Raw genomic sequence first — 22,914 nt, forward strand, 5'->3', positions numbered from 1 at the left:
CAGAATTTACAAGAGAAAAAGACAGACCTAAATCTGCCTTTAAAGATTACTTCGCCCAATCCACAGGCGGCTTTATAAGCTGCGCCGGCACACCTAGTTCCTCTGCGGCCGCCAGAATGAATTCTTTTCGGAAAAAATAGCTTACATGCCTGACGATTTTTCCGTTCTCGGTTTCCTGGTATTGAATATCATGGATGAGCGGGCCTTGTCCTTCGTCAGCAAAAACAATGATAACCGGCTTGTCCCAGAGTATACGGGCTTCTGCTCTATATCCAGGCAAACCATAGCGAAGCGAGCCATTCCGCATTTCTTCTTTGCTAAATTCTGCGAAGCCTAAAGGTGCTTCATTTTGTGCCTGGTCACTGATCAGATCCAGGACTGCTTCGACATCGCCTTCGTTTAAGGCCTTTAAATAGGCTTTGATGACCGGCTCATTTTCATGGACGAAGCGGTGATCCTGAGTTTCCGGATTGTTATGCTGCTTCAATTTTTCCTTCATCCTTCTCGTTGTGGCATAAACGGCTCCCGGCGTGGTCCTGGCCATGCCAGCCACTTCCTCTGCCTTGAACTGGAAGACTTCAAACAGCAGGAATACGGCGATCTGCCTTGGTTTGAAAAGCTCAACAAGGCAGCCGAGTGCCTGCTGAAGCTCCAGCGTCTCCGTAAATTCAACCGCTGGGATATCTCCTTCGTCTAATGTGCCAAGATTTCTTTTCTCCCTGCGGCAGTGGTCGATCCAGATGTTAGTGGCCATCCTGTACAAATAGGATTTTGTATTTGTCGGATGCCATCTTTGAAATAATCCGCCCAATGCCTTCAGCATCGTTTCTTGAAACAAATCCTCGCCATCCCACGGAGATCCGGTCAGATAGCGGCAATAATTCCAAAGCTGCTCTGAATGGGCTTCCGCAAGCTCAGAAAACATATCCTTCAGTTCGCGTGCTTTGCCTGCTAATTCTTGTTCTGTCACCATATAATCAGCTCCTTTATTGGTAGGACGAATAGGTAGGGCGAAATTGTACGGTAAAAATGAAATTTTATCAAAGCTCATTTTAAGTCTACATCGCCGGCTCATTGATGCCCAGTATTCTTTTGTATCGCCAAAAAAGTTGAAACCTTTCTCATGAAAATCCCTTCTAATATTTAAAGAAGCCAAAAGGAGAGGTTAAGTGAATAAATATTTGATCTTAGCTGTTTTTCTGCTGTTCACTATTCTAACGGCAGGCTGTCAATCGTCCCATTCTGTCGATAACAGAGACTTAGAAAAATATGAAGTTTCTCAGACCAGCGATGAAAACGTTCAAGGTGACTTTATCTTCCGGATTAAAAGTGAAAAGGGAGAGTACGAAGTAGGTGAGGACATAGAGTTATATGGGGAAATTGAATATATAGGGGAAAAAGAAGAGGTCACAATCTATCATTCTTCCTCAGCTGTCTTGTTCCCGATGCGGGAAAAGATACGGGGGTATGAAATAGGAAGTGCAGTTAATGACATCGGATTATCAACAACCATTAAAAAAGGAAAGCCTTATCGGGAAGAGTACGGAAAAAGCGGCAGCTATAGTGAGGATCAGGATCCTCAAGACTATGTTAACTTTATGAAGGAGTTCCTGAATGCCTCCGGCTTTCCCGCCGGTTATTATGTGGTTCAAGGCTCTACTGATTTTAGTGTTGAATCCGGAGAACATGTCAGGGTAAAGGGGACCGTCGACTTTAAGGTAATGAAAAAATAAAGGGCTATCCAGCCGCAATGATTCAGCCTTGATCTTTCTCCTTTCCAGCTATGTACCATTGAGCTTAGCTGCCAGCCCTTGAACCCGCATAAGCCAAACAGCGCTCCACAAACTCCAGCACCTCTTCTGAAACAGGATAGAGCCCAGTTTCCTCGGCAGGCATTTTCCTGACTTCCCAAAATTGGTCCATCAGTTCTGTATCTCCCTGGAAGCTTTTATTTGATAGATGGATTAATTCAGAAGCAATTTCAAAGCCTTCCTCCGACTCGGCTGGAATGTGGTTTTCCACGCACCATTCAATCCTTCGCAGCAGAGAAATATACTGCTGGGTGGTCTCATCATTGCTGCCCAGGCTTGGGATTGTTTTTTCCAGGAACGCTTTTTCCTCTTCCTGAAAATAGTCGGTCCATTTCTTAGCGCGCTTTTGTGAATTTTGTATAAGCTCGGCAACACGATCCCAGGATAGTGACTCCTCCAAATCGGTCATATTGATCAGGGATGCTGTGTTGGAGATGCTGGCTTGGAGCTCTGAGAGCTGCTCCTGCAGGTGATTATAGTGGGATACTAAGATTTGTTTATAAGAAAGCTGTTTCAGTACCTCACGGATCTCCTCTAACGGAAGTGAAAGGGACTTAAGAATCAATATTTTCTCCAATGTAAATAAGTCTTCCTCTGAATAATGCCGCTTTCCATTTTCATCTTTAAAGCTTGGCGCCAGAAGGCCGATTTGATCATAATAGCGGAGTGTGCGAACGGAAACATTGCGCTGCTTCGCTGCTTCTCCGGTTGTCCAGCGTTTCATTGGAATTCCTCCTAAAAAAAGCTTGCGGGTTACGCCGCGTCACCCAATATAGTTAGATTATACCATTTGAAAGTTAGAAAGAGGGATGAAGAATGGGAACAGATCAAATGAATTGGAAAACACGGGACCGCTGGGGTTGGAGAGAATTCATTTTATTAATGCTGCTTGAATTTATTATTGTAATTGGAGTCGTGAAGCTTATTGTACAGCCTCTTTATGCCGAGTGGCTTAAAGACGATCTATATGCCGGGACATTAACCGGATTAACCATAGCTGTTATGTTAATGGCCGGGATATACTTTATAGCCCTCCGTCCAAAAAGGCTCTCCTGGAGGGAAGCAGGGGTAAAAGCATTCAGCCCCAAGGACTGGAAGCTTATAGGCCTATATTCAGTGGCTTTGCTGATTGGCGCCGTCATCATTGTCGTGCTTACCAGTTTCATAGGAAACTCATGGGAAAACAGCAAAACTGAGGCCATGCAGCAGAACGTCACTTTTTTCACAGTGCTCATTGCCTTCATTTCTGCTGCTGTCATTTCGCCCATATATGAGGAAATCTTCTACCGGGGCTTCTTGTATCGCTGGCTGCGGACACGGATGGGGCTGAAGGGGGCGCTGCTGCTCAGCTCGCTGATCTTTACCATCATTCATATCCCGACCTATAACGTTATGCCCGTCAATTTCTTCAGCGGCATTCTTTTCGCCCTGGCTTACGAGCGGACAGGCTCCATCTGGCCTTCGGTTCTAATTCACGGACTGACGAATGGATTTATGGTGTTGCTGACCAGTTTGGGATAATGGGAGAATTTTTGGGATCGAAAAGAAGGGGAATGGATTGACGATATGGAAATATACTCCATACAGAAAGAGATGGAGGAGACTATGGGGTATATAGAAGATTTACGCAGTGTTGTAGGCAATGAGCCGCTCATATTGGTTGGCGTTGCAGTAGCGGTCATCAATGATATGGGAGAATTTTTGCTGCAAAAAAGGATTGACGGCCGCTGGGGCGTTCCTGGGGGATTCATTGAATTGGGCGAATCCACTGAAGAAGCAGGAAGAAGGGAAGTCCTGGAGGAAACCGGCATTGAAATAGGCAGGCTTGATTTGGCCGGCGTGATTTCAGGAAAAGAGCATCATGTGAAATTACCGAACGGGGATGAATTTTATCCTGTGACAATCGCCTATATTTCGAGGGATATGAAAGGCGGCGTTCTTAAAGCGGACGGCCTGGAAACGACTGAGGCAAAATTTTTCAGAGCAGATGAGCTGCCTGAAGCGCTGAATCCTATGATAAAGAATCTTATAAAGCAATATGCACAATCGCTGTCGCAGTAAAAAAGAAGCCGCCAAACCATGGCGGCTTTCTTGTGCCTTCCTACTCAAGAACATCCTTCCAAGTAACCCTAAACGCCAGCTTCCAAAAAACAGCCAGATATATAAGGGCAACTGCCATATACAGATAGATTCCATACGGCAGCAATGTGCTTAAGTAGTGCAGTCCGGCAAATAATCCGGCAAACAGCATCAGTCCGAATATAATCACACCATTGCCGTTCTGATTATACTGGTCAAAAGACTCCGAAAACGGAATCGCTGTTTTCAGGAACATGAAGCAAAGGACCGCATAGGTGCAGGCATTGATAAACACGACAACCAGATCCGGCACAACCCTTGCCCCGAAAAGCAGGACAAACAGGACACTTAATATAGAATAGATCGGCAGATACAATTTAAGGATGAATGCCTTTATCGTCCCGCTGAACATGGGGCCAAGCTGGTCTAAAGGCGCGGCTCTGAAAATCCAGCCTCCTTTATATTTACCTGAATACTTCAGAAGGATCATGATGGTCGGGATGATGATCATGCTGAAATAAATAGATAAATATGATTTGCTGCCTTCCAGGCGGCTGAGGTCTGTATCAAAACTGCTGAATATCATTAGAAACGGAACGACGATGGAAAACCCTAATGATGGGTACACCTTCAACTTGAAATCCCGTTCATTTTTCATCATGCTGCTGGCAAATTTAAAGAATGCTCTTTCTTCCTTTGAGCGGCAAAGCACCTTAAGGAGGAATCGGCCGGTTTTGCTCCGCTTCTTTTCCTTAGCACTGCCATGATAGGCAAGCTTCTGCAGGTTTTGCTCAAAAGACGAATTGAATTTCGTATAAATCCAAATGCTCAGGAACGGAACCACGATACTTAAAGCTGTAAAGATGATAAAGAACGGCTGGAAGCTGCCGTTCAGCACCAATTCCATATTGGCTCCAAACCACATCGGGAAGATGAATACCTGCCACCATTCAGGCTCCAGTGAGACGGTGAAATCAATGATAGCAAAGGAGCGGATCAGCAATTGATAGCCGACCATGATCATCAGGGAAAGCCCGATCTGGACATAGTTAATAAGATCTTTTAATTTCTCCCCATCAAAGAATTTCAGGAATGCGAGATAGATAAGAGCAGTCAATCCAACGATAAACAGGTCAATCAGGATGATGTTAATGACTGCGGTCAGGAAGAATAAAGGCCCAATGTTAAAAAGCCCGACAAACAATGGTATTGTGGCAAGCGCGATGGTAAGAAATGATAGATAGATGACAACATGAACCATTTTCGCTGTATTGATCGTTTTGCGGTCAACAGGCTTCGGAAACAGGATATTCCGATCACGTATATCCAGCAGGACCGTCGAAAAATCGGAAATCATCGCTGTCATGACAAAAAAGGTGAAAATCCCATAAAAAAGGCTCATTTGAAAAAGGTAGTTCTCACCCATCAGCAGAAAGGGAATCATGAACAGCCCGAATAAAACATAAATCCATAGTGATTTTATATACTGATTGCTCTTTTCCTTGTCTTCTGCCTTCCTCGCATTCTGCGCAAAAACGGTCGGCACACGGCGCCCATCCATCGTCAGCTTTACTTGCAGGATCATTCTCATAACCTTGTAGTCTACGCCAAAGCGGCTGAACATCCATTCAAAACGGTCTAATATCTTGAGAGTCTGAAAGTCCTGCATCCTTACATCTCCCCTACAATCGAAACAAATCTCGCACCCAGTTCCTTATGCTCGCTGAATCCTGTCAGCTGGTTAAAAATCTGCTCAAGCGAGCCTTCCGTCGTCTGCTGCAGCTCTTCAAAGGTGCCATCAGCAGCAATCCTGCCATCATGAAGGAGGATGATGCGGCTGCTGATTTTTTCAACCACATCCATGATGTGAGAAGAATAAAAGATGGTTTTGCCCTGCACAGCCAGCTGGGCCATGATCTCTTTAAAAATCATGACGCTGTTCGCATCCAGGCCATTGATGGGCTCATCAAAAAACAAGAGGTCCGGATTATGCAATAAGCTCGAAATGATGAGCAGCTTCTGCCGCATGCCCTTTGAATAAGAAGCAATCCTGGAATAATAGACCTCCCCAATGCCAAACAGCTCCATCAAGGCCTTTGCCTTATAGCTGGCAAGGTCAGAATCAATGCCGTACAGCTCGCCGATAAACGTTAAATACTCATGGCCCGTTAAATTGTCATAAACCTCGGCAATTTCCGGCACATAGCCGATTTTCCTTTTATAATCAATCTTCCCATCCGATATATCCTGGCCGAAGATCTTCACCTCGCCTGAATACCCGTCCTCAATCCCCAGCATAATTTTCACAGTCGTACTCTTTCCGGCACCATTCGGTCCGATATAGCCAATGATCTCCCCGCGCTTCACCTGAAAAGAAACACCTTTCAGCACAGGCTTCGATCCATAGCTCTTTTTCAGGTCTTCAATCTCTAATATGATGTCTTCCATACCCCTAACCCCATTTCAAAATAATTCCATTTATTATTAGTGTAACATTAGGTGCTGGGGGGCTAAAGGGTGGATTGGGAATTGTTCCATTTTTTCAGTTGTATACGATCTCGGAAGGATGCCATTGAACGAGTTGAGTAAGGGGACTTCGGGTTGGAAAGTGCGGGAGGAAGTCCTGTAAGAGGCATTTAAAAGAGGACTTTACTGACCCAGAGTGATTCGGGGAATTGTTATGAGTCACTCAAGAGAGAGATTTCCGCCCCAGAGTGCCTCGATGAACCGGAATGAGTCACTCAAGAGAGGGAAACCTGCCCCAGAGTGCCTCAGAGAACCGATATGAGTCACTCAAGAGAGAGACCCCCTGCCCCAGAGTGCCTCAGAGAACCGATATGAGTCACTCAAGAGAGAGACCCCTCACCCCAGAGTGCCTCAAAGAACCGGTATGAGTCACTCAAGAGAGTGAATGCCCACTCCAGAGTGCCTCAGAGAACCGATATGAGTCACTCAAGAGAGAGACCCCCTGCCCCAGAGTGCCTCAAAGAACCGGTATGAATCACTCAAGAGAGTGAATGCTCACTCCAGAGTGCCTCAGAGAACCGATATGAGTCACTCAAGAGAGAGACCCCCTGCCCCAGAGTGCCTCAAAGAACCGGTATGAGTCACTCAAGAGAGTGAATGCTCACCCCAGAGTACCTCAGAGAACCGATATGAGTCACTCAAGAGAGAGACCCCCTGCCCCAGAGTACCTCAAAGAACCGGTATGAGGGATCTCAAAAAAACAAAAAAGGCATTGCTCAGCGCAATGCCTTAGGATACTTCCTTTTTTCAGTTTATCAGCAATCCCGCCAAGGAAGAATCAGTTCATATAATTTTCGACCAGTTCATAGCATCTTTCTTCTGTGAGATCGGCCAGGACAGCGACATATTCTAAATGTTCCTGCGTGCCTCCTTCATACTTGAGGGATGCCTCCAATGCGCGGGCGTCACGTTCCTTTAGCCAATCGCGCTGTTCTTCTCTTAAGGACTCCATCTCTTCTGCCGGAAGCCGCTCTTGTAGAACTCCATAAATCTCATTCAGCCTGTCATCCCAGATTTCCCAACGGTCATTTTCTACTTTTTTCAAAGCGTATGTTGATGAATCTGCCGCTTCTAATGCGTCTGCTTCTTTTTTGCTGTTATTCAGTTTTTTGAGATACTCTTCCTTCAAGCTATCTTCGGTTTCATTGGCAGGAGGGTCTTCTTCTTTTTCAGATGCTGTGTCATCTGTATTCGTGCTGCCGGTATTTGTGTCATCTTCTGCAGAGTCTGCACCAGAAGATTCATGCTCTGCATCTTGAGACGAATCATTATTCTGCTGCTTCTCGGACTCATCGTTTGATACACCAGATGAGCTTTCACAAGCCGCTAATAGCAGTACTAATAAAACAGCAAATATGGCTATGTAATGTTTTTCTTTGTTTTCCATGTTAAAAAACCCCCTCTTTTAATTCATAACGTATTCTGGCGCCCAGTTAATAGATTTGGCTTCCTATTATACTGTAACATTATCTCTTTTATCTGGGAAAGCTGAGGGGGAATAACGAAAACTCCTTGTCCGGATGGATCTATCAGTCCTGCTGCCAGTGTGTTCCGAAATCAGGAGAGCAATCTTTCATTTTTTTATCCTGCGTCATAGCTATTCAGCATATAAATAGATACAATCATTAATAAGTTGTAGGAAAGGCTTTATATCACAAATAAAAGCGCTTTCAATTTAATATCAGGAGGTTATCAAATGTACCAAAAGATATTATTAGCAACAGATGGTTCAGAGCACAGTAAAAGGGCTGCTGAAAATGCCATCCATATCGCCAAATGCAGTTCGGGTTCCAGGATTGAAATCGTCTATGTCGCCGATCCTGATAAAGCCAAGTCGGAAACGCTGAGCCACTGGAATTCTGCCAATCTTGGCGAGGGGAAAAAGAGGCGGCTGGCAGAAGTTGAAAAGCTTGCAAAGGAATCCGGAGTACAGTATGAGATCATTGTTCTGGATGGAGACCCGGGCCCATGCATTGTCGACTATGCCAATAAAAATAAAGCTGATATCGTAATCATCGGCAGCAGGGGGCTGAATGTCCTGCAGGAATTCGTTCTGGGAAGTGTGAGCCATAAGGTTGCCAAGCGGGCGGCCTGTCCGGTGCTGATTGTGAAGTGAGCTGCGGCTTTGCATATAAAAAAAACCTGCCTTCCAAATGGATAAGCAGGCTTTCTTTAAATATGGAACAGCCACACAATAACCGGACCAAACACGGATCCAAGAAGGGCGCACAGGGTCATCGAAACAGAGCTCATGGAGACGCTGACTTCGCCGTACTCGGACGCTTTTGAGGTGCCGAGTCCGTGTGAGGCGCTGCCGAGTGCGATGCCGCGGCCAAGCGAGGAGCGGATCCGGACCCACTTGATGATGGAAGGGCCTAATAGGACACCTGAGAAGCCGGCGAGTGTGACAAAGATGACGGTCATGGAAGGAATGCCTCCAATACCGTCTGCAATCTGCATGGCAACGGGCGTGGTGATCGATTTAGGGATGAGCGACAGGATGAGCTCGTGGTTCATCCCGAGCAGCATAGCAAACAGCATGCCGGTGATCATCCCGGTGAACAGGCCCGTGAACACGCCGCCAAGTACTGGCAGACTGTATTTTTTCAAAACTTCGCGCTGAGTATAAAGCGGATAGGCAAGGGCAGTCACAGCAGGGCCAAGCAAAAAGTGGATCCATTTCCCGCCTGTCATATACTCTTTATACGGCACATGAAGTCCTGCAAGCAGGGCGACAATAATGATGGTAGAAGTCAGGACTGGAATGAATACAGGATAAGAATATCGCTTATATACGGAAGCCATCACCATATAGATGGTGATGGTCGAGAAAATCATCAGGATTGCGATGATAAGGCTTTGCACGCTTTTTTCTCCTTTCGTTTATCGGCACGGTTTTCTAAAAACTGGCTCATCAGGCCTGCAGCGGCAATCGTGGCTATCGTACTCACGACAACGATGGCAGCCAGTACTGCTCCGGTAGCGGAAAGCAGGCTCGGATAATTGACGACACCTGCCATCGACGGGATGAACAGGAGAGGCAGGATCGACAGCAGGAAGCTTGCTCCGTCTTTCACAAAGATGACCGGCAAAATATGGAGCAGCAAACAGGCAAGCAGCAGCAAGAGTCCGATAATGCTGCCCGGTATTGGTATATGGAAAGCCCGCTGGATCACATCACCCGTAAAGGTGAAGGCGTATAGTACACAGATTTGGAGGACAATTTGCAGCCATTTCATGATAGTCATAGCCGTCCTGGAAAATAAGAACAGCGTTCCTCCTTTCAAAATCACTTTACTTTTCAGATAAATGTTTGTATAGTACAAGTATATATTTGTATTATACAAGCATTTTAATCTTTGTCAATCTATGTGCCACTCATACTAGGAGATGAAAGCATGTCAAAAGAGAAACAATACGACGTTGAACTAATAGAATACGAATTGGCGACCTTCATCCGCAAGGCAGTCTATCTTGAGCAGTCGGAAAAGAAGATCGGCCAGCTGGAGCGCTCAGCCTATCTGCTGCTCAGACAGCTTGATGAATTCGGCCCAGCCCGCGTTAAAGAGCTGGCTGAAGCATTTAAGCTTGATATCTCGACATTGTCCAGACAGGCTGCGTCACTTGAATCAAAAGACCTTATCAAGCGCTGTTCCGATCCAAAGGATGGCAGAGTAAGCGTATTTTCGATTACAGACCTGGGAAAAGAAAAACTGGCAGCAGATATCGCAAACCGAAGGGCCCATTATTTCAAAGTTCTAAATGACTGGACAGAAGAAGAAAAGGAGATTTTCGGAAAGCTGGTTGTGCGACTCAATACTTCGTTCTTTGAGTAGCTTTTAAGACTTGAAAAAAAGTAAGCGCATCCATACCCGGAGCCGACAGGGAATTTTCATCTGCTTTCCCTTTGATATAATAAGAGAAAAAGAGTGAAAAAAGAGGGAATCTTATGCTTCTTTGTAAAATATCAGCATACCTGATGCTTGCCGGCCTGATATGCCTGCTTGGCGATGGTATATGGATCATCAGCAGCTATGAAGACCCTGCTCCTTATCCGTTCGCCGCCTATCTATGGCTCTTTGCCGGAGTTCTTCTTATGCTCATATCTTTTACTTTTATGGAAGTGCTGAAGGGGAAGGCCGGCGGAAGCCATTCAGGCTTCCCTGGTTCTAAAAGAAAAGATATGAGGGAATATATCCAGCCTTTAGCGGCAAAGGCACAAAACGGAGATAAGCGTATTTGGGCTTTGCTGCTTGCCGTGGTAATCATCCTGGCTGTGGTCTTTTTTGCCTTTCCGGGTTTTCCGCTGCTCGATGTAGTTTTCACGATGATCCCGGCTGCTGCTGGAGCCAGCTTCGTTCTTTATATGGCGAAAGCCGAGCCGGAGGAAGATGATGAACCAGGCAATGCTTACCGCTGGCTGCGCTTCATTGATTACCGCAGGCATCCGTTCAGCCTCGCCCTCCTTGTATTCATTCTGATGAACTTGTCTTTGCTTTTATCCAAGAAATACGGAATCAGCCTTGTGATTGATCAGGAAGGCTACAGCCCTTATGCCACCTCGCTCAGGACAGAATTCCATCTCAATGCCGCTCTCCTGGTGTCCTGTGCCTGCCTGTATATCAACCAGCACGCCCCATTTCTCGGCTTTCATCAAAAAAACAGCAGCCATATGGTCGTAGTCGGAATTCATTTTTTTGAGATTCTGGTCTGCGGTGTTGGATTGTTTGTGCTGATTTTGAGCTGGTTTTAGGAGGTTATACTGATGGAAGTCAAATCTTACTTGGAGAGGACTTTCCCTAATCTTATATTAAAGCCGAGCCTTTACTCCCAATGGAATATTGGCATCCACTTTGAACTCGGGAACGGAATCTATCAGTTCAAGGAAGATGGGGAATTGAATCTGGATCTGTTCGAGACTGTATACAGCCAGGCATGCTCCATTTTTATGTCACTTTTTTCGGAAGAAGATGAAATGGCTGTTGCTTTAAATATCTATCATCCCGAAACGGACAGAACGAAAAAAAGGCCAACAAAGGTGTTTGGTCATTACTTAATAAATAAGAAGCTTAAATATAAAATCATACATGAAACTCTTAAGCATCTGCTTAATGATGAAGAGGCCGGGTATACTTCCCGATATTATCTGAAAGGCAGAAAATGTGATTTTCATTGCCGCAAGCTTATTGAAGCAGCCTGCAATGAAGACTTCCTCCTGAAGCCAAGGTTCGGCAGTGCGGAGGTTTCCTATTATCCTGATATTTTTTTCATTAACATGACGAGGGATATTATCTTTTTCATCTATGATGACCGCGGATGTGAGGTTATTGCAGCCCGGACTGATAGCTTAAGGCAGCTGTATGGTGAATATAGCGAATGGGTTGATGAATATCATATGTGACTGCAAAGAGTGCTTAATTGCGCCTCTCTTTGCAGTTTTTTTTATGTTGACTTTCCCAAAAAGATACAATAAACTAACAAAGTACTCAAATTAAAGTACTTTTAATAAAGTATATTAGTAAAAGTAATATAAATTTCACAGAAGGAAGGAAAGCAATAATGAAATTTACGCAGTTTCTAAAAACACGAGGGGCGATCGCATCGATTTTTATGGGGATTTTTTATGCAGCTGCGATGCTTGGCATCTTTCTCCCAGGCTATTCTGCGATTCCAGGGAATGTCGATCAAATGCCGATTGCGATAGTGAACGAAGATGCCGGCGCATATGGTGCCCAGATTGCCGGGCAGCTCCAGGAGAATCTGCCTTTTAAAGAAATTGAAACAGATATAAGCAATAAGCAGGCCATTAAAGACCTGAATCATAATGACCTGGCTTTAGTTGTGCGAATTCCGGAAACCTTCTCTGCGGATCTGCAAAAAGGTGAGGGATCGACAGGGATTGATTTTACAATTAATGAAGCCTCGGCCACTACCGTTTCTTCTACTATGAAATCTGTCGTCGGTGAAATTAACAACCAGCTGCGCAGCCAATTCTCACAGCAAACCGCACAGGGTGTGCTGATGAACTTTAATCTGCCGGAAGACCAGGCAGCAGAGATGGCTAAAAAAATTGAAACAGCGTATAGCGGGAATGTCATTTCAATCAATAAGATTCCAGCTGGCATGAATAATAATATGCTGCCGATGTTCTTGACAATGGCCGGCTATGTTGGTGCGATGATTGGTGCGATGCAGCTGGTCGCCGCTTTCAGGGAAAGCCGCGGCAAAGCAAGTAAAACCAGGCTGTTTCTTTATGTGCAATTAACAGCTCTTCTGATCGCTGTTGTATCATCGGCTGTAGCCGTCGGAGTGGCTTATCTGGTCAATGAGCCAAGCGGCGATCTGTTCTTCGGCATCGCCGGCCAGCAGATTCTGAACTATATGGTCTGCTTCAACTTCACAGCAGTTCTGGTTTTCCTGATCGGAGAGGGCGGCATGGTGTTGAACCTGCCAATCCTGCTGATGCAGACATTGGCCAATGGCGCTACGATCTCAAGGGAAATGATGTATGCTCCATTCCAATGGATGAGCCATATTTCTCCTATGTACTACTCTGTGCAGGCATATATGGCCAATATGTACAGCAGCATCAGTCCGAGCCCGTACCTCTGGTCCATGGCTGCAGTCGGAGGTGCTGCCATGCTGATCAATATCGCAATTGTTGCGTTCCTTCACAAACCGGCGCCGGTCGTGATTCCAGAGCTTGACGCAAGTGAATCCCTCAAGGCTGCAGGTGAAGTCACCGCCTAGTTTTGCTATGATATGAAGAGAGTCTTCTTCCAGGAGGATATAGTATGTCCATACAAATTTTCATATTGAGCAAACTGATGGAGGATAATAATTATCCGTATAAATTAAAAAAACAGCTTTCCGAACCGATCCCGCTCGATCAGCTGAGCGGGCTGACGGAAAGCAAGCTGTACTACCACTTCGATACACTGGCGAAGCAGGGCCTCATTGAGACAGTCGAAATCATCAAAGAGGAACATCGCCCTGATAAGCAGGTGTTCGGTATCACAGCAAAAGGCCGTGAAGAATTGCCGAAGAAAATCTACAAGGAATTCGAGAAATCCACTGGGATCGGGGAGATGGTCGTCGCGATCGCCAATATTAAATATGTGGACCGCGGCAAGGTCATCACCATCCTGGAAAAAAAGCTGGACGCCATCAAGGCCCGCTGGGAGCAGATCAGCAGCATAGACGCCGAGAAGCATGTCGGCGAGGCACAGCAGAATATCAGAGAATTCATGGAAGGCTATGTTTCCACCAGGATGGAGCATACGATTCACTGGCTGGAAGAGCTGATCCGGCGGGTGGAGCGAAAGGAAATTTAGCGTTCCAGGAGAGAGCTGGAGCCACTATTTCAGAGACAAGCCGGAATAGTGGTTCCAGGTAAGAGAGCTGGAGCCACTATTTCAGAGACAAGCCGGAATAGTGGTTCTAGGTAAGAGAGCTGGAGCCACTATTTCAGGCAAAAGCCGGAATAGTGGTTCTAGATGAGGGAGCTGGAGCCACTATTTCAGGGAAAAGCTGGAATAGTGGTTCCAGGTAAGAGAGCTGGAGCCACTATCTCTGGGTAAAGCCGAAATAATGGTTCCAGCTAAGAAAAAAAATTGATAAATGCCCCTATAGATGCCGCACTTCAGGCTGCCGACTAACTCGGCAGCCGTTTTTATATTGTTAGCTCATACGTTTCCAGCCGCTTCCTCCCGGGAAAGTCTATAATAAAGTAAATTCTTATAATTGACGAGGTGTTAAGAATGGGAGAAGCGGAATTAGTCCTGGACGCAAAAGCCACATTGGGAGAAGGCCCATGCTGGGACGCAGAAAAGCAGTTACTATACTGGGTGGATATCAAGGAGAAAAAGGTGAATATCTTTAACCCGGCTTCAGGAGAAAACCGGGAGATCCAGCTGGATCAGAATATAGGGACGATTGTTCCGAGAAATGCGGAGGAAGCGGCAGTTGCGTTGGAGGATGGCCTTTATCTTCTTAACTTAGAGACAGAGAAGCTCACTTTAATAAAGGAATTAGAGAGCGATATTCCTTCTAATCGTTTTAATGACGGCAAGTGCGATCCTGCCGGCCGGTTCTGGGCAGGGACAATGGACAAGCAGGGTGCAGGTGCTGAAGGGGCGCTGTACTGTCTGGATACCGATCAGCAAGTTGTGAAAAAGTTAAATCAGCTTGGCATTTCGAATGGCCTAGCGTGGTCACCGGATAACAGATTCATGTATTTCATCGATACACCAACCAAAAAGATCAGCCGCTTTGATTTTGACCTCGGAACGGGGGCAATTGAAAACCGCACTGAAGTCATCAGCTTTCCAGAAGGAGACGGTGCACCGGACGGGATGACGATTGATGGAGAGGGAATGCTGTGGATTGCCCACTATGGCGGCGGCAAGGTATCGAGATGGAATCCTCATACAGGCAAGAAGCTGTCAGAAATAAAGGTCCCTGCCAAGAATGTGACCTGCTGTACATTCGGGGGCGAGGACTTAAAGGACTTGTACATCACCACTGCAAGAGATGGGCTGAACGAAGAGCAGCAGAAAGAGTATCCATTGTCAGGCGGGCTGTTCAGGGTAAAAACGGATGTGAAGGGAAGTCCGGCTTATTCTTATAAAGGTTAAAATCTGAGCTGCTATTAAGGCAGCTTTTTTAGTTTTCCAGCCCATACTACTATATAAGCATCTTAATAATTCTTAATAAATTCCCTAAGAAATTCTTCAGGTTTTGAATTTATGCTAAAGGTATAAATTCGACAGATGGAGTGAAGCGAAATGAAAGGGCATGTATTTCTGCAGCAATATTTAAAGCATCCAAGAAAAGTTGGGGCACTCTTGCCAAGCTCCGGCTATCTGGCTGAAAAGATGGTCAGTGATCCTGCATTCGGGAGCGCTAAATTGATTGTTGAGTATGGCCCTGGAACAGGCGTGTTCACCAAAAAGATCCTGGAATACAGAAACTCCGATGCGACCGTCCTATTGATCGAAAACAACTTGGAATTTTATTCTTTGCTGAAGGAAAAATATCAGAATGAAGATAATGTGATTATTGTTAACGGGTCGGCAGAGAAGATAGATTTTTATATTGAAAGCTTCGGACTTGGAAAGATTGATTTTGTCATCTCTGGACTGCCCTTTGCAAGTTTGCCTGAGCCTGTGTCCCATGCTATCTTAAATAACACCAGAAGGCTGCTGGGACCTGAAGGGCGTTTCATCACCTTTCAATATACAATGCTGAAAAAAGCATATATAGAGCAATTCTTTAAGAATATTGACATTAAACGGGAGTACCGCAATTTTCCGCCGGCTTATGTACTGAGCTGCAGCAACGATAAACTAGAAGTATGATGGGATGTGTTACGGGTGGATGGCAATATTTTAATTGTGGACGACGATAAAGAAATCAGGCATTTGATTTCGGTATATCTGGAAAACGAAGGACTGAAGACAAGTCAGGCGGAGAACGCGCTGGACGCTTTAGGCAAGCTGGAAGAGCAGGCATTCGATTTGATTATCCTGGATATCATGATGCCGGAAATGGATGGCATAGAAGCATGCATGAAAATCAGGGAAGAGCAGCATATGCCGATCATCATGCTCTCGGCGAAATCGGAAGATATGGACAAGATCCAGGGATTGACCTCAGGGGCAGACGATTATATATCAAAGCCGTTCAACCCTCTTGAGCTGATCGCAAGGGTCAAATCCCATTTGAGAAGATACAAGAAATACAATACAGAATCAGAAGCAGATAAAAATGTGATTGTAATTGGCAGCCTGGAGATCAATACAGATACAAGGCTGGTGTATGCAGGCGGAAAAGAGATCAGACTTACCCCGAAGGAATTTGATATCCTCGAGCTGCTTGCGAGAAACAAAGGGATTGTCATGAGCGTCAGCAAGATTTACGAGTCCGTCTGGAAAGAGGACCTGCTGAAATCGGACAACACAGTCATGGTCCATATTACAAAAATCAGGGAGAAAATCGAGGAAGACCCTAAGCATCCGATTTATATCAAAACCATCTGGGGCGTGGGATACAAGATATGATGCTGAAAAACAGGCTGTTTTTTAAACTTCTCGGGTCTATCGCCATCAGCTTTGTAGCATCTTTCCTGGTGATGGTTCTGCTATCTCAAATGATTTTCAGAGTGTACGATGTGAAATTTCTGACAGAACTGAGTGTGCCGATTTACAATGTCACCATGTTCCTGTTTTTTACAATAATTATTTTAAGCTTCATTCTGGTGTTCCTTTTGCTGGTACGCAAGAAAATCTTCTATTTGAAGATGATCAGCGATCGTGTCCAGGAAATAGCCGGAGGACAGCTGGGCCTGACCATCCATATCAAAGGGAAGGATGAACTATCCCTGCTCGCCGGTAATATCAATTTTATGTCCAAGGAGCTTGAGAGCAGATTTGAGCATGAAAGAAGCCTTGAAAACGCCAAGAATGAACTGATCACCAATGTTTCCCATGATTTAAGGACTCCGTTAACCTCGATTATCGGCTATCTGGATCTCTTGAGAAAAGGGCAATACCAGGACAGCACAGAATTAAAGGAGTATCTGGAAACAACCTATTCGAAATCACAAAGGCTGAAATCACTGATGAATGAGTTATTGGAATACACACGGCTGGCCAGTCCTGATGTTCTCTTGAATATGGATAAGGTTGACCTCTCAGCTTTATTAAGGCAGATGGCCGGCGAGTATATGCCCATCATGGAACGGGAGCAGCTCACCGTTCATTCTTCTATTACAGGAGAGCCTGTCCGGATTTTAATGGACGTGGAAATGATGGTGCGGGTTTATGAAAATCTTTTCTCGAATAGCATAAAATACAGCACGAAGCCCTCTTCAATAGAACTCTCTCTAAATGCTGAAGGCTCCATGGCCGTACTGAAAATTTCCAATAGGACGGATAAGCCTCCTGTTGCCGACTTGAATCAATTATTCGACCGGTTTGTCGTAGGCGAAAAAGCGAGAACAGAAAGCCAGGGAACAGGTCTGGGACTGGCTATTTCCAAAAGGATCGTTGAGCTGCATGGCGGGAAGATCTACGCGGAATACGCAGAGGGCTGGATGACAGTTGTGGTGGAGCACCAGATATAGCTTTGGGGCTGGAAGAGTCAGTAAGGATTTTTCTCGGAGAAGGAGCGGGCCAATTCTTTGGCAATGCAGCAATTTTTCAGCTCCAGGGGCTCATTGCCAATACTTCTTCATCAAGAAAATCCAGGATTTTGGCAGAAGCAGCCCGAATCATTTCTTTTCGGATTTTATCTATGTTCTATAAATTTTCTTCTTCTGAATCTTCTCGTTCTGTTTTACCTGAAAAGGAAAAATCAGCCTGCCAGGCTGATTTTTTAAAATTATTCCTCATCTTTAAGATCCTCAATAAGCTGCTTCATTTCATCGATTTCCCTAACCTGCGCTTTAATGATCTCATCTGCGAGCTTCCTTACTCTTGGATCCGATATTCGTGCACGCTCGCTGGTCAAAATTGCGATGGAATGGTGCGGAATCATGCCTTCCATATAATCGACATCATCGACAAGCGCCTGGCTCCGGATCAGGAACAGCGATAAAAAGAATAAGAGGATGCTGCCAGTCAGGATGCTTATGTTGGCTTTCTTGTTTTTCAGCATATTTCTCATGAAGAGAAGCATGATCACAGCCATGGTTGCCCCCATCAGCAAAGCCATGTATGCTCGCATCTCGCTGAAGAAGATATGATCCGCCTTAAAGGTGCTCCAATATTTAAAAAGGAACATAATAATGGTAGAGGTCACGACCATTCCAGCAAATTTCCAGTATGGTTTCAATTCTGCTCACTCCTTTTCTTCAATTGGGGTTATAGGTTAAATCCCCTTTAAGTTTGCAGAATGTGTACATACTTTCCTTTTATTTTATTTTCCATTGATAGCCAATGCCCCATACGGTTGCCAAATGCTCTTCTATTGGAAAGGAAGCCCCCTTTAATTTTTCGCGCAGATTCCTTACATGAGAGTCTACCGTCCTGATTTCTGTGCTGGCATTAATATCCCATGCGACTGCCAGCAGCTGATCCCGTGTATATACGCGTTCAGGATGTTTCATTAGTGTTTCGAGCAGCAGGAATTCTTTTAAGGTCAGCGAAACGGCTTTCCCTTTATACTTTAATGTATAAGAATCCATATCCAGTTTGAAATCCCCGCGTATGACTTCTTTTGCATCATGCTGGATTTGCTGCCTCCTGAATAAAGCATTTACCCGGGCGAGCAGCACCCTCTCATCGAAAGGCTTGGTCACATAGTCGTCGGCTCCGCAATCAAATCCTTTGATCATATCCAGATTGTCGGTCCTGGCTGTGAGCATAATTATGGGGACATTCGAAAATTCTCTGATTTTCCGGCATGTCTCCAGGCCGTCCAGCTCTGGCATCATAATGTCGAGCAGCAGCATGTCAACATGTGTACGTTTAACCAGCTGGATTGCCTCATATCCGTCTTTCGCCCTCAGGCATTTGTAACCATGCGGCTCCAGGAACAGAGCCAGCAAATTCTTCATCCGTTCCTCGTCATCAACAAGCAAAATGGTTTTCAAAAAGCGTCACCTCTTAAATTTCAATCTCAACGATTGTTCCTTTAGTCTCCTGGCTGGAAATATGGATGGTGCCCCCGTGGGCCTCCACTAATTCCTTTACAATCGAAAGTCCGAGGCCGGAGCCGCCGTTCTCGCGCGATCTTGACTTATCCACTCTGTACAGCCTGTCAAATACATATTTAAGATCTGCTTGCGGGATTCCCTTACCTTGATCCTCAATCAGGATCTTTACTGTCCCTTTTGCAGTTTGTTCAGCATGTACAGCTGTTTTCGTATGTTCATCAGAGTATTTTAAAGCATTATCAAGCAGGTTATAGATTATTTGCTCGAACCTTAATGGGTCAGCTGACAGCGTAAGCCCTTCTTTACAGCAAGTCTGAAGCTCTATGTTTTTCCCGTTGAACGCCGGCTTGACTTTTGCTGTAAGTTCCCCCAGTATCCTGCACAGGTCGATTTCCTGCTTCTGGATTGTAAAATTGGTCTGGTCAATCTTGGCTAGCTGGAAAAGGTTGTCAATTAAGTTACCGAGCTTTGCGGATTCATCCTGGATGATCTCTAGGTATTCCCGCCGTTCACTGTCTGGCAGGCCTTCCCGCAGGGCGATTGCTGTATAGCCCTGCATATAAGTCAGGGGAGTACGCAATTCATGTGAGATGCTGGCCAGGAAATCAAGGCGGCTTTTCTGGATAATCTTCAGGTCGCTGGCAAGCTTCTGGATGGAAGTGGACAGCTCTCCTAATTCATCTTTGCCGGCGGGAGGAAGTTTTACCTGAAAATGGCCTTTGCTTAGTTGCTCAGTTGCTTCCTTCATTTTGATCAAAGGGCGTGTCAGGAACTTGGATAAAATAAAATAGATAAAGGCAATCGCCAATAGGCTAAGAACACTTGCAAGAAAAAAGTGGCGGTTTAATTTTTCAATCAGCTGCCTCATTGGAGCGGTATCCTTAAACATATACACATAGCCTTCTTGGCCGGAGCTGCTGAACCGGGTCACTGTCGCAAGATAGCGCATTTCCCTCCAGTTGGATTCAATAACAGTCCCATTTCTTGAAACATCAGAAGAATGCCTTGTCATAATTTCTTTCATTCTTTTAGAAACGCTTCTCGAACTTACAATAATCTGTTTATCTAAATCAGTAATGACGACCTCTGTTTCCGTCTTTGATTCCATTAGCGCGATATGGCTGAGGGTGCCTTCAGTATAACTGTCCTCCAGCACATCCCGGTGGCTGTTGCCTCTTGAGAGAATGGAATTGAACTCCTCCTCCACCCGCGAATCGATGATATTGTTGTGTAAATAAAACATTAAAAAAGATTCCAGGACTAAAACAGCAAGTAGAAACCAGGCAGCCAGCTTTGTCGATATTTTATTCATAAAGTCCCTCCGTTTCCAGGCCAGGCGCTAAGCAGATGAGAGCCGGCATTACCTAATATATCATTAACATTTGCAAAAAATTTGAAGATAACTATTCTAAAGGGACGCTTTTGGAGAACAAAAATCATCAGGTAGGGGAAATATAAATGTAAAGCTATCTACATAAATTCTGCATTTTTATCTGAAATAATAAAACATGTTAAAAGAAGGAGGAAGAAAATGATGAAAAAAACACTCGCTATTTTGATTTTTACGCTGACCCTGATCCTGGCGGCATGCAGTTCTAACAATCCGGACAACACAAGTGAAGACAATGGAGGAAACAGTACAGAGCATCATCAGAGTGGCCAATCAGCAGGAGAGCAAGAGGATCATGCGGGAATGGACCATTCAGAAATGGATCATTCAGGCAGCGGGGAAATCCCTCAAGGCATGAAGGAAGCGGAGAATCCGAAATATAAAGTGGGAAGCAAAGTGATCATTGAAGAAGGACATATGCCGGGGATGCAGGGAGCCGAAGCAACCGTTGCTGCTGTATACGACACGACGGTTTATACAGTTTCCTATGACCCTGTAACAGGGGGCGACCGGATAGAAAACCATAAGTGGGTTGTTCACGAAGAGCTTCAAGATGCAGGAGAGGAGCCCTTTGAACCGGGCAGTGAGGCCATCATTGAGGCGGAGCACATGGAAGGGATGAAAGGGGCGGCTGCTATTATTGATACAGCAGAGCAGAAGACTGTCTACGTCATCAATTTCACTCCTAAAGATGGGGGTGCGGAAGTGAAGAATCATTTATGGGTCACTGAAGAGGAACTTTCTTCTGCGGAATAAGGTACTGAAGCATCTGCTTAAGCGGCAGGTGCTTTTTTGTTTTAGAAGCGGGGCGGAAATCCCTCCGAACGCTCACTATATAATTTGCCTAAGCGGGTGAATAAATTGTATTGACAAACTTGTATATATAAGTTAAATTTTAAGAGAGCTCAGTATTTGTATATACAAGTTAATGAAAGCGCTATTATATATTTATGCTGATTATAAAATATGGGGGAATACCTATGACGAAATATACAGGCCCTGCAAATGAGCTGCTGGAGCATATCGGCGGCCGGGACAATATTGCAGCGGTGACACATTGTGTGACACGCATGCGCTTTGTCCTGAATGATCCATCCAAGGCTGATATTGAGAAAATCGAAAACATTAAGCTTGTAAAAGGAACCTTCACACAAGCCGGCCAGTTCCAGGTAGTCATCGGCAATGAAGTTTCCAGCTTTTATAATGAATTCACTAAGATTGCCGGTGTAGAAGGCACTTCAAAAGAGGAAGCCAAAACAGCGGCCAAGCAGAACCAGAATTTGCTTCAGCGGATGATGGGGCATATGGCAGAAATTTTTACACCATTGATTCCCGCCCTTGTAGTCGGCGGTTTGATTCTCGGCTTCAGAAATGTAATCGGTGACATTAAGCTCGTGGAAGATGGCACCAAGACGATTGTTGAGATATCCCAGTTCTGGGCTGGCGTCCACGCCTTCCTGTGGCTGATTGGGGAAGCGATATTCCATTTCCTTCCTGTCGGAATTACCTGGTCTGTTGCCAAGAAGATGGGTGCATCACAGATTCTCGGAATCGTCCTTGGTATCACATTAGTATCGCCGCAGCTGCTGAATGCCTATGGCGTTGCCGGGGCAGGGGCAGGAGATATCCCGCAATGGGACTTCGGGTTTGCCCAGATTGATATGATCGGCTACCAGGCACAGGTCATCCCTGCAATCCTGGCTGGTCTGACGTTAGGCTTCCTGGAAACAAGATTGCGCAAAGTGGTTCCAAACTCTATCTCAATGATTGTTGTTCCTTTCCTTGCCCTAGTGCCGACTGTTTTGATAGCGCATACAGTGCTCGGCCCTATCGGCTGGCAGATCGGTTCAGTGATATCGGATGTCGTATACTCAAGCCTGACGTCTTCATTCGGATGGCTGTTTGCGGCAGTGTTTGGCTTCGTTTATGCACCGCTAGTCATCACCGGCCTGCATCATATGACAAATGCCATTGACCTTCAGCTGATGAGTGAGCTTGGCGGAACAAACCTTTGGCCAATGATCGCCATCTCAAATATTGCTCAGGGCTCAGCAGTATTAGCCATGATCTTCATCAACCGCAAAAATGAGGAAGAAAAGCAGGTTTCCATCCCTGCGGCCATCTCCTGCTACCTTGGCGTAACCGAGCCTGCGATGTTCGGGATCAACCTGAAATACGGGTTCCCATTCCTGGCTGCCATGATTGGATCGATGATTGCAGCTGTTGTTTCTGTAGCGAGCGGAGTCATGGCCAACTCAATCGGTGTTGGCGGACTGCCTGGAATTCTTTCCATCCAGGCGCAGTATATCGGAACATTTGCCATCTGCATGATCATTGCGATTGTCGTTCCATTCGTCCTGACAACCATCTTTGCTAAAACAGGCGTAAAGAATTTTACTTTTAAAAAGCAAAAGAAACAGAGTGCAGCTGTCTAACTGCATACAGGAAGG

At 45.4% G+C, this 22,914-nt stretch carries 25 protein-coding genes; 15 read left to right on the forward strand and 10 right to left on the reverse strand.

The genetic code is table 11. From position 1 onward, the window contains the following. Positions 1 to 46: 46 nt before the first annotated feature. On the reverse strand, positions 47 to 973 hold the full coding sequence (locus CYJ37_RS06840; RefSeq protein WP_094767916.1) for an RNA polymerase sigma factor: 927 nt from the start codon (positions 971 to 973) through the stop codon (positions 47 to 49). 196 nt (positions 974 to 1,169) lie between these two features. Between CYJ37_RS06840 and CYJ37_RS06845 the strand changes: the two genes are divergently transcribed. Beyond that, positions 1,170 to 1,733: a hypothetical protein gene (locus CYJ37_RS06845; RefSeq protein WP_101548707.1), complete on the forward strand. Its 564-nt coding sequence runs from the start codon at positions 1,170 to 1,172 to the stop codon at positions 1,731 to 1,733. Positions 1,734 to 1,797: 64 nt separating this feature from the next. Here the strand turns inward: CYJ37_RS06845 and CYJ37_RS06850 are convergent, their stop codons facing one another. Then, the gene (locus CYJ37_RS06850) at positions 1,798 to 2,535 is read right to left on the reverse strand and encodes a MerR family transcriptional regulator (RefSeq protein WP_101548709.1); all 738 of its coding nucleotides are present in this window, start codon (positions 2,533 to 2,535) and stop codon (positions 1,798 to 1,800) included. Positions 2,536 to 2,627: 92 nt separating this feature from the next. Between CYJ37_RS06850 and CYJ37_RS06855 the strand changes: the two genes are divergently transcribed. After that, entirely contained in the window at positions 2,628 to 3,332 is a 705-nt protein-coding gene (locus tag CYJ37_RS06855; protein ID WP_101548711.1) for a CPBP family intramembrane glutamic endopeptidase, read from the forward strand. 84 nt (positions 3,333 to 3,416) lie between these two features. Further along, complete coding sequence (locus CYJ37_RS06860; RefSeq protein ID WP_101548712.1) at positions 3,417 to 3,872, forward strand: NUDIX hydrolase; 456 nt, start codon at positions 3,417 to 3,419, stop codon at positions 3,870 to 3,872. A gap of 40 nt (positions 3,873 to 3,912) precedes the next feature. Here CYJ37_RS06860 and CYJ37_RS06865 read toward each other — a convergent pair whose 3' ends face one another. From CYJ37_RS06865 to CYJ37_RS06875, 3 genes are all read right to left on the reverse strand, one after another. Further along, positions 3,913 to 5,559, reverse strand: a complete 1,647-nt coding sequence (locus CYJ37_RS06865; protein WP_101548713.1) for a hypothetical protein — start codon at positions 5,557 to 5,559, stop codon at positions 3,913 to 3,915. Between the two features lie 2 nt (positions 5,560 to 5,561). After that, the gene (locus CYJ37_RS06870; RefSeq protein WP_101548715.1) at positions 5,562 to 6,338 is read right to left on the reverse strand and encodes an ABC transporter ATP-binding protein; all 777 of its coding nucleotides are present in this window, start codon (positions 6,336 to 6,338) and stop codon (positions 5,562 to 5,564) included. Between the two features lie 856 nt (positions 6,339 to 7,194). Beyond that, positions 7,195 to 7,803 carry a lysozyme inhibitor LprI family protein gene (locus CYJ37_RS06875; protein ID WP_101548717.1) on the reverse strand — a complete coding sequence of 203 codons (609 nt, stop codon included), beginning with the start codon at positions 7,801 to 7,803 and terminating at the stop codon, positions 7,195 to 7,197. Between the two features lie 309 nt (positions 7,804 to 8,112). Between CYJ37_RS06875 and CYJ37_RS06880 the strand changes: the two genes are divergently transcribed. Continuing rightward, positions 8,113 to 8,532, forward strand: a complete 420-nt coding sequence (locus tag CYJ37_RS06880; protein WP_009794492.1) for a universal stress protein — start codon at positions 8,113 to 8,115, stop codon at positions 8,530 to 8,532. Between the two features lie 56 nt (positions 8,533 to 8,588). Here the strand turns inward: CYJ37_RS06880 and CYJ37_RS06885 are convergent, their stop codons facing one another. Beyond that, positions 8,589 to 9,281 (reverse strand): LrgB family protein, encoded by a 693-nt coding sequence (locus tag CYJ37_RS06885; RefSeq protein ID WP_165352629.1) that lies wholly within the window; start codon positions 9,279 to 9,281, stop codon positions 8,589 to 8,591. Further along, the gene (locus CYJ37_RS06890; RefSeq protein WP_101549642.1) at positions 9,254 to 9,655 is read right to left on the reverse strand and encodes a CidA/LrgA family holin-like protein; all 402 of its coding nucleotides are present in this window, start codon (positions 9,653 to 9,655) and stop codon (positions 9,254 to 9,256) included. Before CYJ37_RS06890 ends, CYJ37_RS06885 begins: the two co-directional genes overlap by 28 nt. A gap of 159 nt (positions 9,656 to 9,814) precedes the next feature. Here CYJ37_RS06890 and CYJ37_RS06895 point away from each other — a divergent pair, with 159 nt between their 5' ends. The 9 genes from CYJ37_RS06895 (at position 9,815) to CYJ37_RS06935 (ending at position 17,541) form a co-directional block, all read left to right on the forward strand. Further along, complete coding sequence (locus CYJ37_RS06895) at positions 9,815 to 10,252, forward strand: MarR family winged helix-turn-helix transcriptional regulator (protein WP_101548719.1); 438 nt, start codon at positions 9,815 to 9,817, stop codon at positions 10,250 to 10,252. A gap of 113 nt (positions 10,253 to 10,365) precedes the next feature. Next, positions 10,366 to 11,169: a hypothetical protein gene (locus CYJ37_RS06900; protein ID WP_101548721.1), complete on the forward strand. Its 804-nt coding sequence runs from the start codon at positions 10,366 to 10,368 to the stop codon at positions 11,167 to 11,169. 12 nt (positions 11,170 to 11,181) lie between these two features. After that, the gene (locus tag CYJ37_RS06905) at positions 11,182 to 11,817 is read left to right on the forward strand and encodes a DUF3885 domain-containing protein (protein ID WP_101548723.1); all 636 of its coding nucleotides are present in this window, start codon (positions 11,182 to 11,184) and stop codon (positions 11,815 to 11,817) included. A 158-nt stretch (positions 11,818 to 11,975) separates the two neighbouring features. Then, positions 11,976 to 13,166, forward strand: a complete 1,191-nt coding sequence (locus tag CYJ37_RS06910) for a YhgE/Pip domain-containing protein (RefSeq protein ID WP_101548725.1) — start codon at positions 11,976 to 11,978, stop codon at positions 13,164 to 13,166. Positions 13,167 to 13,210: 44 nt separating this feature from the next. Further along, positions 13,211 to 13,750 (forward strand): PadR family transcriptional regulator, encoded by a 540-nt coding sequence (locus CYJ37_RS06915; protein WP_009794485.1) that lies wholly within the window; start codon positions 13,211 to 13,213, stop codon positions 13,748 to 13,750. A gap of 426 nt (positions 13,751 to 14,176) precedes the next feature. Beyond that, positions 14,177 to 15,052, forward strand: a complete 876-nt coding sequence (locus CYJ37_RS06920) for an SMP-30/gluconolactonase/LRE family protein (protein WP_101548727.1) — start codon at positions 14,177 to 14,179, stop codon at positions 15,050 to 15,052. A gap of 150 nt (positions 15,053 to 15,202) precedes the next feature. Beyond that, positions 15,203 to 15,775, forward strand: a complete 573-nt coding sequence (locus CYJ37_RS06925) for a class I SAM-dependent methyltransferase (protein ID WP_009794483.1) — start codon at positions 15,203 to 15,205, stop codon at positions 15,773 to 15,775. Between the two features lie 15 nt (positions 15,776 to 15,790). After that, positions 15,791 to 16,477, forward strand: a complete 687-nt coding sequence (locus CYJ37_RS06930; RefSeq protein WP_101548729.1) for a response regulator transcription factor — start codon at positions 15,791 to 15,793, stop codon at positions 16,475 to 16,477. Continuing rightward, positions 16,465 to 17,541 carry a sensor histidine kinase gene (locus tag CYJ37_RS06935; protein ID WP_101548731.1) on the forward strand — a complete coding sequence of 359 codons (1,077 nt, stop codon included), beginning with the start codon at positions 16,465 to 16,467 and terminating at the stop codon, positions 17,539 to 17,541. The genes CYJ37_RS06930 and CYJ37_RS06935 overlap by 13 nt, the downstream gene beginning before the upstream one ends. Before the next feature lie 257 nt (positions 17,542 to 17,798). On the opposite strand, the gene CYJ37_RS06945 is transcribed toward CYJ37_RS06935, so the two are convergent. The 3 genes from CYJ37_RS06945 to CYJ37_RS06955 all read right to left on the reverse strand — a co-directional run bounded on the left by CYJ37_RS06945 (position 17,799) and on the right by CYJ37_RS06955 (position 20,386). Continuing rightward, complete coding sequence (locus tag CYJ37_RS06945) at positions 17,799 to 18,251, reverse strand: DUF305 domain-containing protein (protein WP_022544554.1); 453 nt, start codon at positions 18,249 to 18,251, stop codon at positions 17,799 to 17,801. 79 nt (positions 18,252 to 18,330) lie between these two features. Next, a complete protein-coding gene (locus CYJ37_RS06950; protein ID WP_101548734.1) occupies positions 18,331 to 19,011 on the reverse strand; it encodes a response regulator transcription factor in 681 nt (226 codons plus the stop codon). Positions 19,012 to 19,024: 13 nt separating this feature from the next. Then, on the reverse strand, positions 19,025 to 20,386 hold the full coding sequence (locus CYJ37_RS06955; protein WP_101548736.1) for a sensor histidine kinase: 1,362 nt from the start codon (positions 20,384 to 20,386) through the stop codon (positions 19,025 to 19,027). A gap of 219 nt (positions 20,387 to 20,605) precedes the next feature. Here CYJ37_RS06955 and CYJ37_RS06960 point away from each other — a divergent pair, with 219 nt between their 5' ends. Then, positions 20,606 to 21,220 carry a YdhK family protein gene (locus tag CYJ37_RS06960; RefSeq protein WP_101548737.1) on the forward strand — a complete coding sequence of 205 codons (615 nt, stop codon included), beginning with the start codon at positions 20,606 to 20,608 and terminating at the stop codon, positions 21,218 to 21,220. A gap of 224 nt (positions 21,221 to 21,444) precedes the next feature. Beyond that, entirely contained in the window at positions 21,445 to 22,899 is a 1,455-nt protein-coding gene (treP, locus tag CYJ37_RS06965; protein WP_094767933.1) for a PTS system trehalose-specific EIIBC component, read from the forward strand. The last annotated feature ends 15 nt before the right edge of the window (positions 22,900 to 22,914 follow it).

The sequence above is a fragment of the Bacillus sp. UMB0728 genome (genome assembly GCF_002858875.1).
GTDB lineage: Bacteria > Bacillota > Bacilli > Bacillales > Cytobacillaceae > Bacillus_AB > Bacillus_AB infantis.

Bases quoted from the DNA above. Each gene is read 5' to 3' on its own strand.
- CYJ37_RS06915 (WP_009794485.1), top strand. From the start codon at position 13,211: ATGTCCATACAAATTTTCATATTGAGCAAACTGATGGAGGATAATAAT.
- CYJ37_RS06920 (WP_101548727.1), top strand. From the start codon at position 14,177: ATGGGAGAAGCGGAATTAGTCCTGGACGCAAAAGCCACATTGGGAGAA.
- CYJ37_RS06955 (WP_101548736.1), bottom strand. From the start codon at position 20,386: ATGAATAAAATATCGACAAAGCTGGCTGCCTGGTTTCTACTTGCTGTT.
- CYJ37_RS06960 (WP_101548737.1), top strand. From the start codon at position 20,606: ATGATGAAAAAAACACTCGCTATTTTGATTTTTACGCTGACCCTGATC.
- CYJ37_RS06880 (WP_009794492.1), top strand. From the start codon at position 8,113: ATGTACCAAAAGATATTATTAGCAACAGATGGTTCAGAGCACAGTAAA.
- CYJ37_RS06865 (WP_101548713.1), bottom strand. From the start codon at position 5,559: ATGCAGGACTTTCAGACTCTCAAGATATTAGACCGTTTTGAATGGATG.
- CYJ37_RS06870 (WP_101548715.1), bottom strand. From the start codon at position 6,338: ATGGAAGACATCATATTAGAGATTGAAGACCTGAAAAAGAGCTATGGA.
- treP (WP_094767933.1), top strand. From the start codon at position 21,445: ATGACGAAATATACAGGCCCTGCAAATGAGCTGCTGGAGCATATCGGC.
- CYJ37_RS06895 (WP_101548719.1), top strand. From the start codon at position 9,815: ATGTCAAAAGAGAAACAATACGACGTTGAACTAATAGAATACGAATTG.
- CYJ37_RS06850 (WP_101548709.1), bottom strand. From the start codon at position 2,535: ATGAAACGCTGGACAACCGGAGAAGCAGCGAAGCAGCGCAATGTTTCC.
- CYJ37_RS06840 (WP_094767916.1), bottom strand. From the start codon at position 973: ATGGTGACAGAACAAGAATTAGCAGGCAAAGCACGCGAACTGAAGGAT.
- CYJ37_RS06900 (WP_101548721.1), top strand. From the start codon at position 10,366: ATGCTTCTTTGTAAAATATCAGCATACCTGATGCTTGCCGGCCTGATA.
- CYJ37_RS06860 (WP_101548712.1), top strand. From the start codon at position 3,417: ATGGGGTATATAGAAGATTTACGCAGTGTTGTAGGCAATGAGCCGCTC.
- CYJ37_RS06855 (WP_101548711.1), top strand. From the start codon at position 2,628: ATGGGAACAGATCAAATGAATTGGAAAACACGGGACCGCTGGGGTTGG.
- CYJ37_RS06910 (WP_101548725.1), top strand. From the start codon at position 11,976: ATGAAATTTACGCAGTTTCTAAAAACACGAGGGGCGATCGCATCGATT.
- CYJ37_RS06875 (WP_101548717.1), bottom strand. From the start codon at position 7,803: ATGGAAAACAAAGAAAAACATTACATAGCCATATTTGCTGTTTTATTA.
- CYJ37_RS06905 (WP_101548723.1), top strand. From the start codon at position 11,182: ATGGAAGTCAAATCTTACTTGGAGAGGACTTTCCCTAATCTTATATTA.
- CYJ37_RS06925 (WP_009794483.1), top strand. From the start codon at position 15,203: ATGAAAGGGCATGTATTTCTGCAGCAATATTTAAAGCATCCAAGAAAA.
- CYJ37_RS06890 (WP_101549642.1), bottom strand. From the start codon at position 9,655: ATGAAATGGCTGCAAATTGTCCTCCAAATCTGTGTACTATACGCCTTC.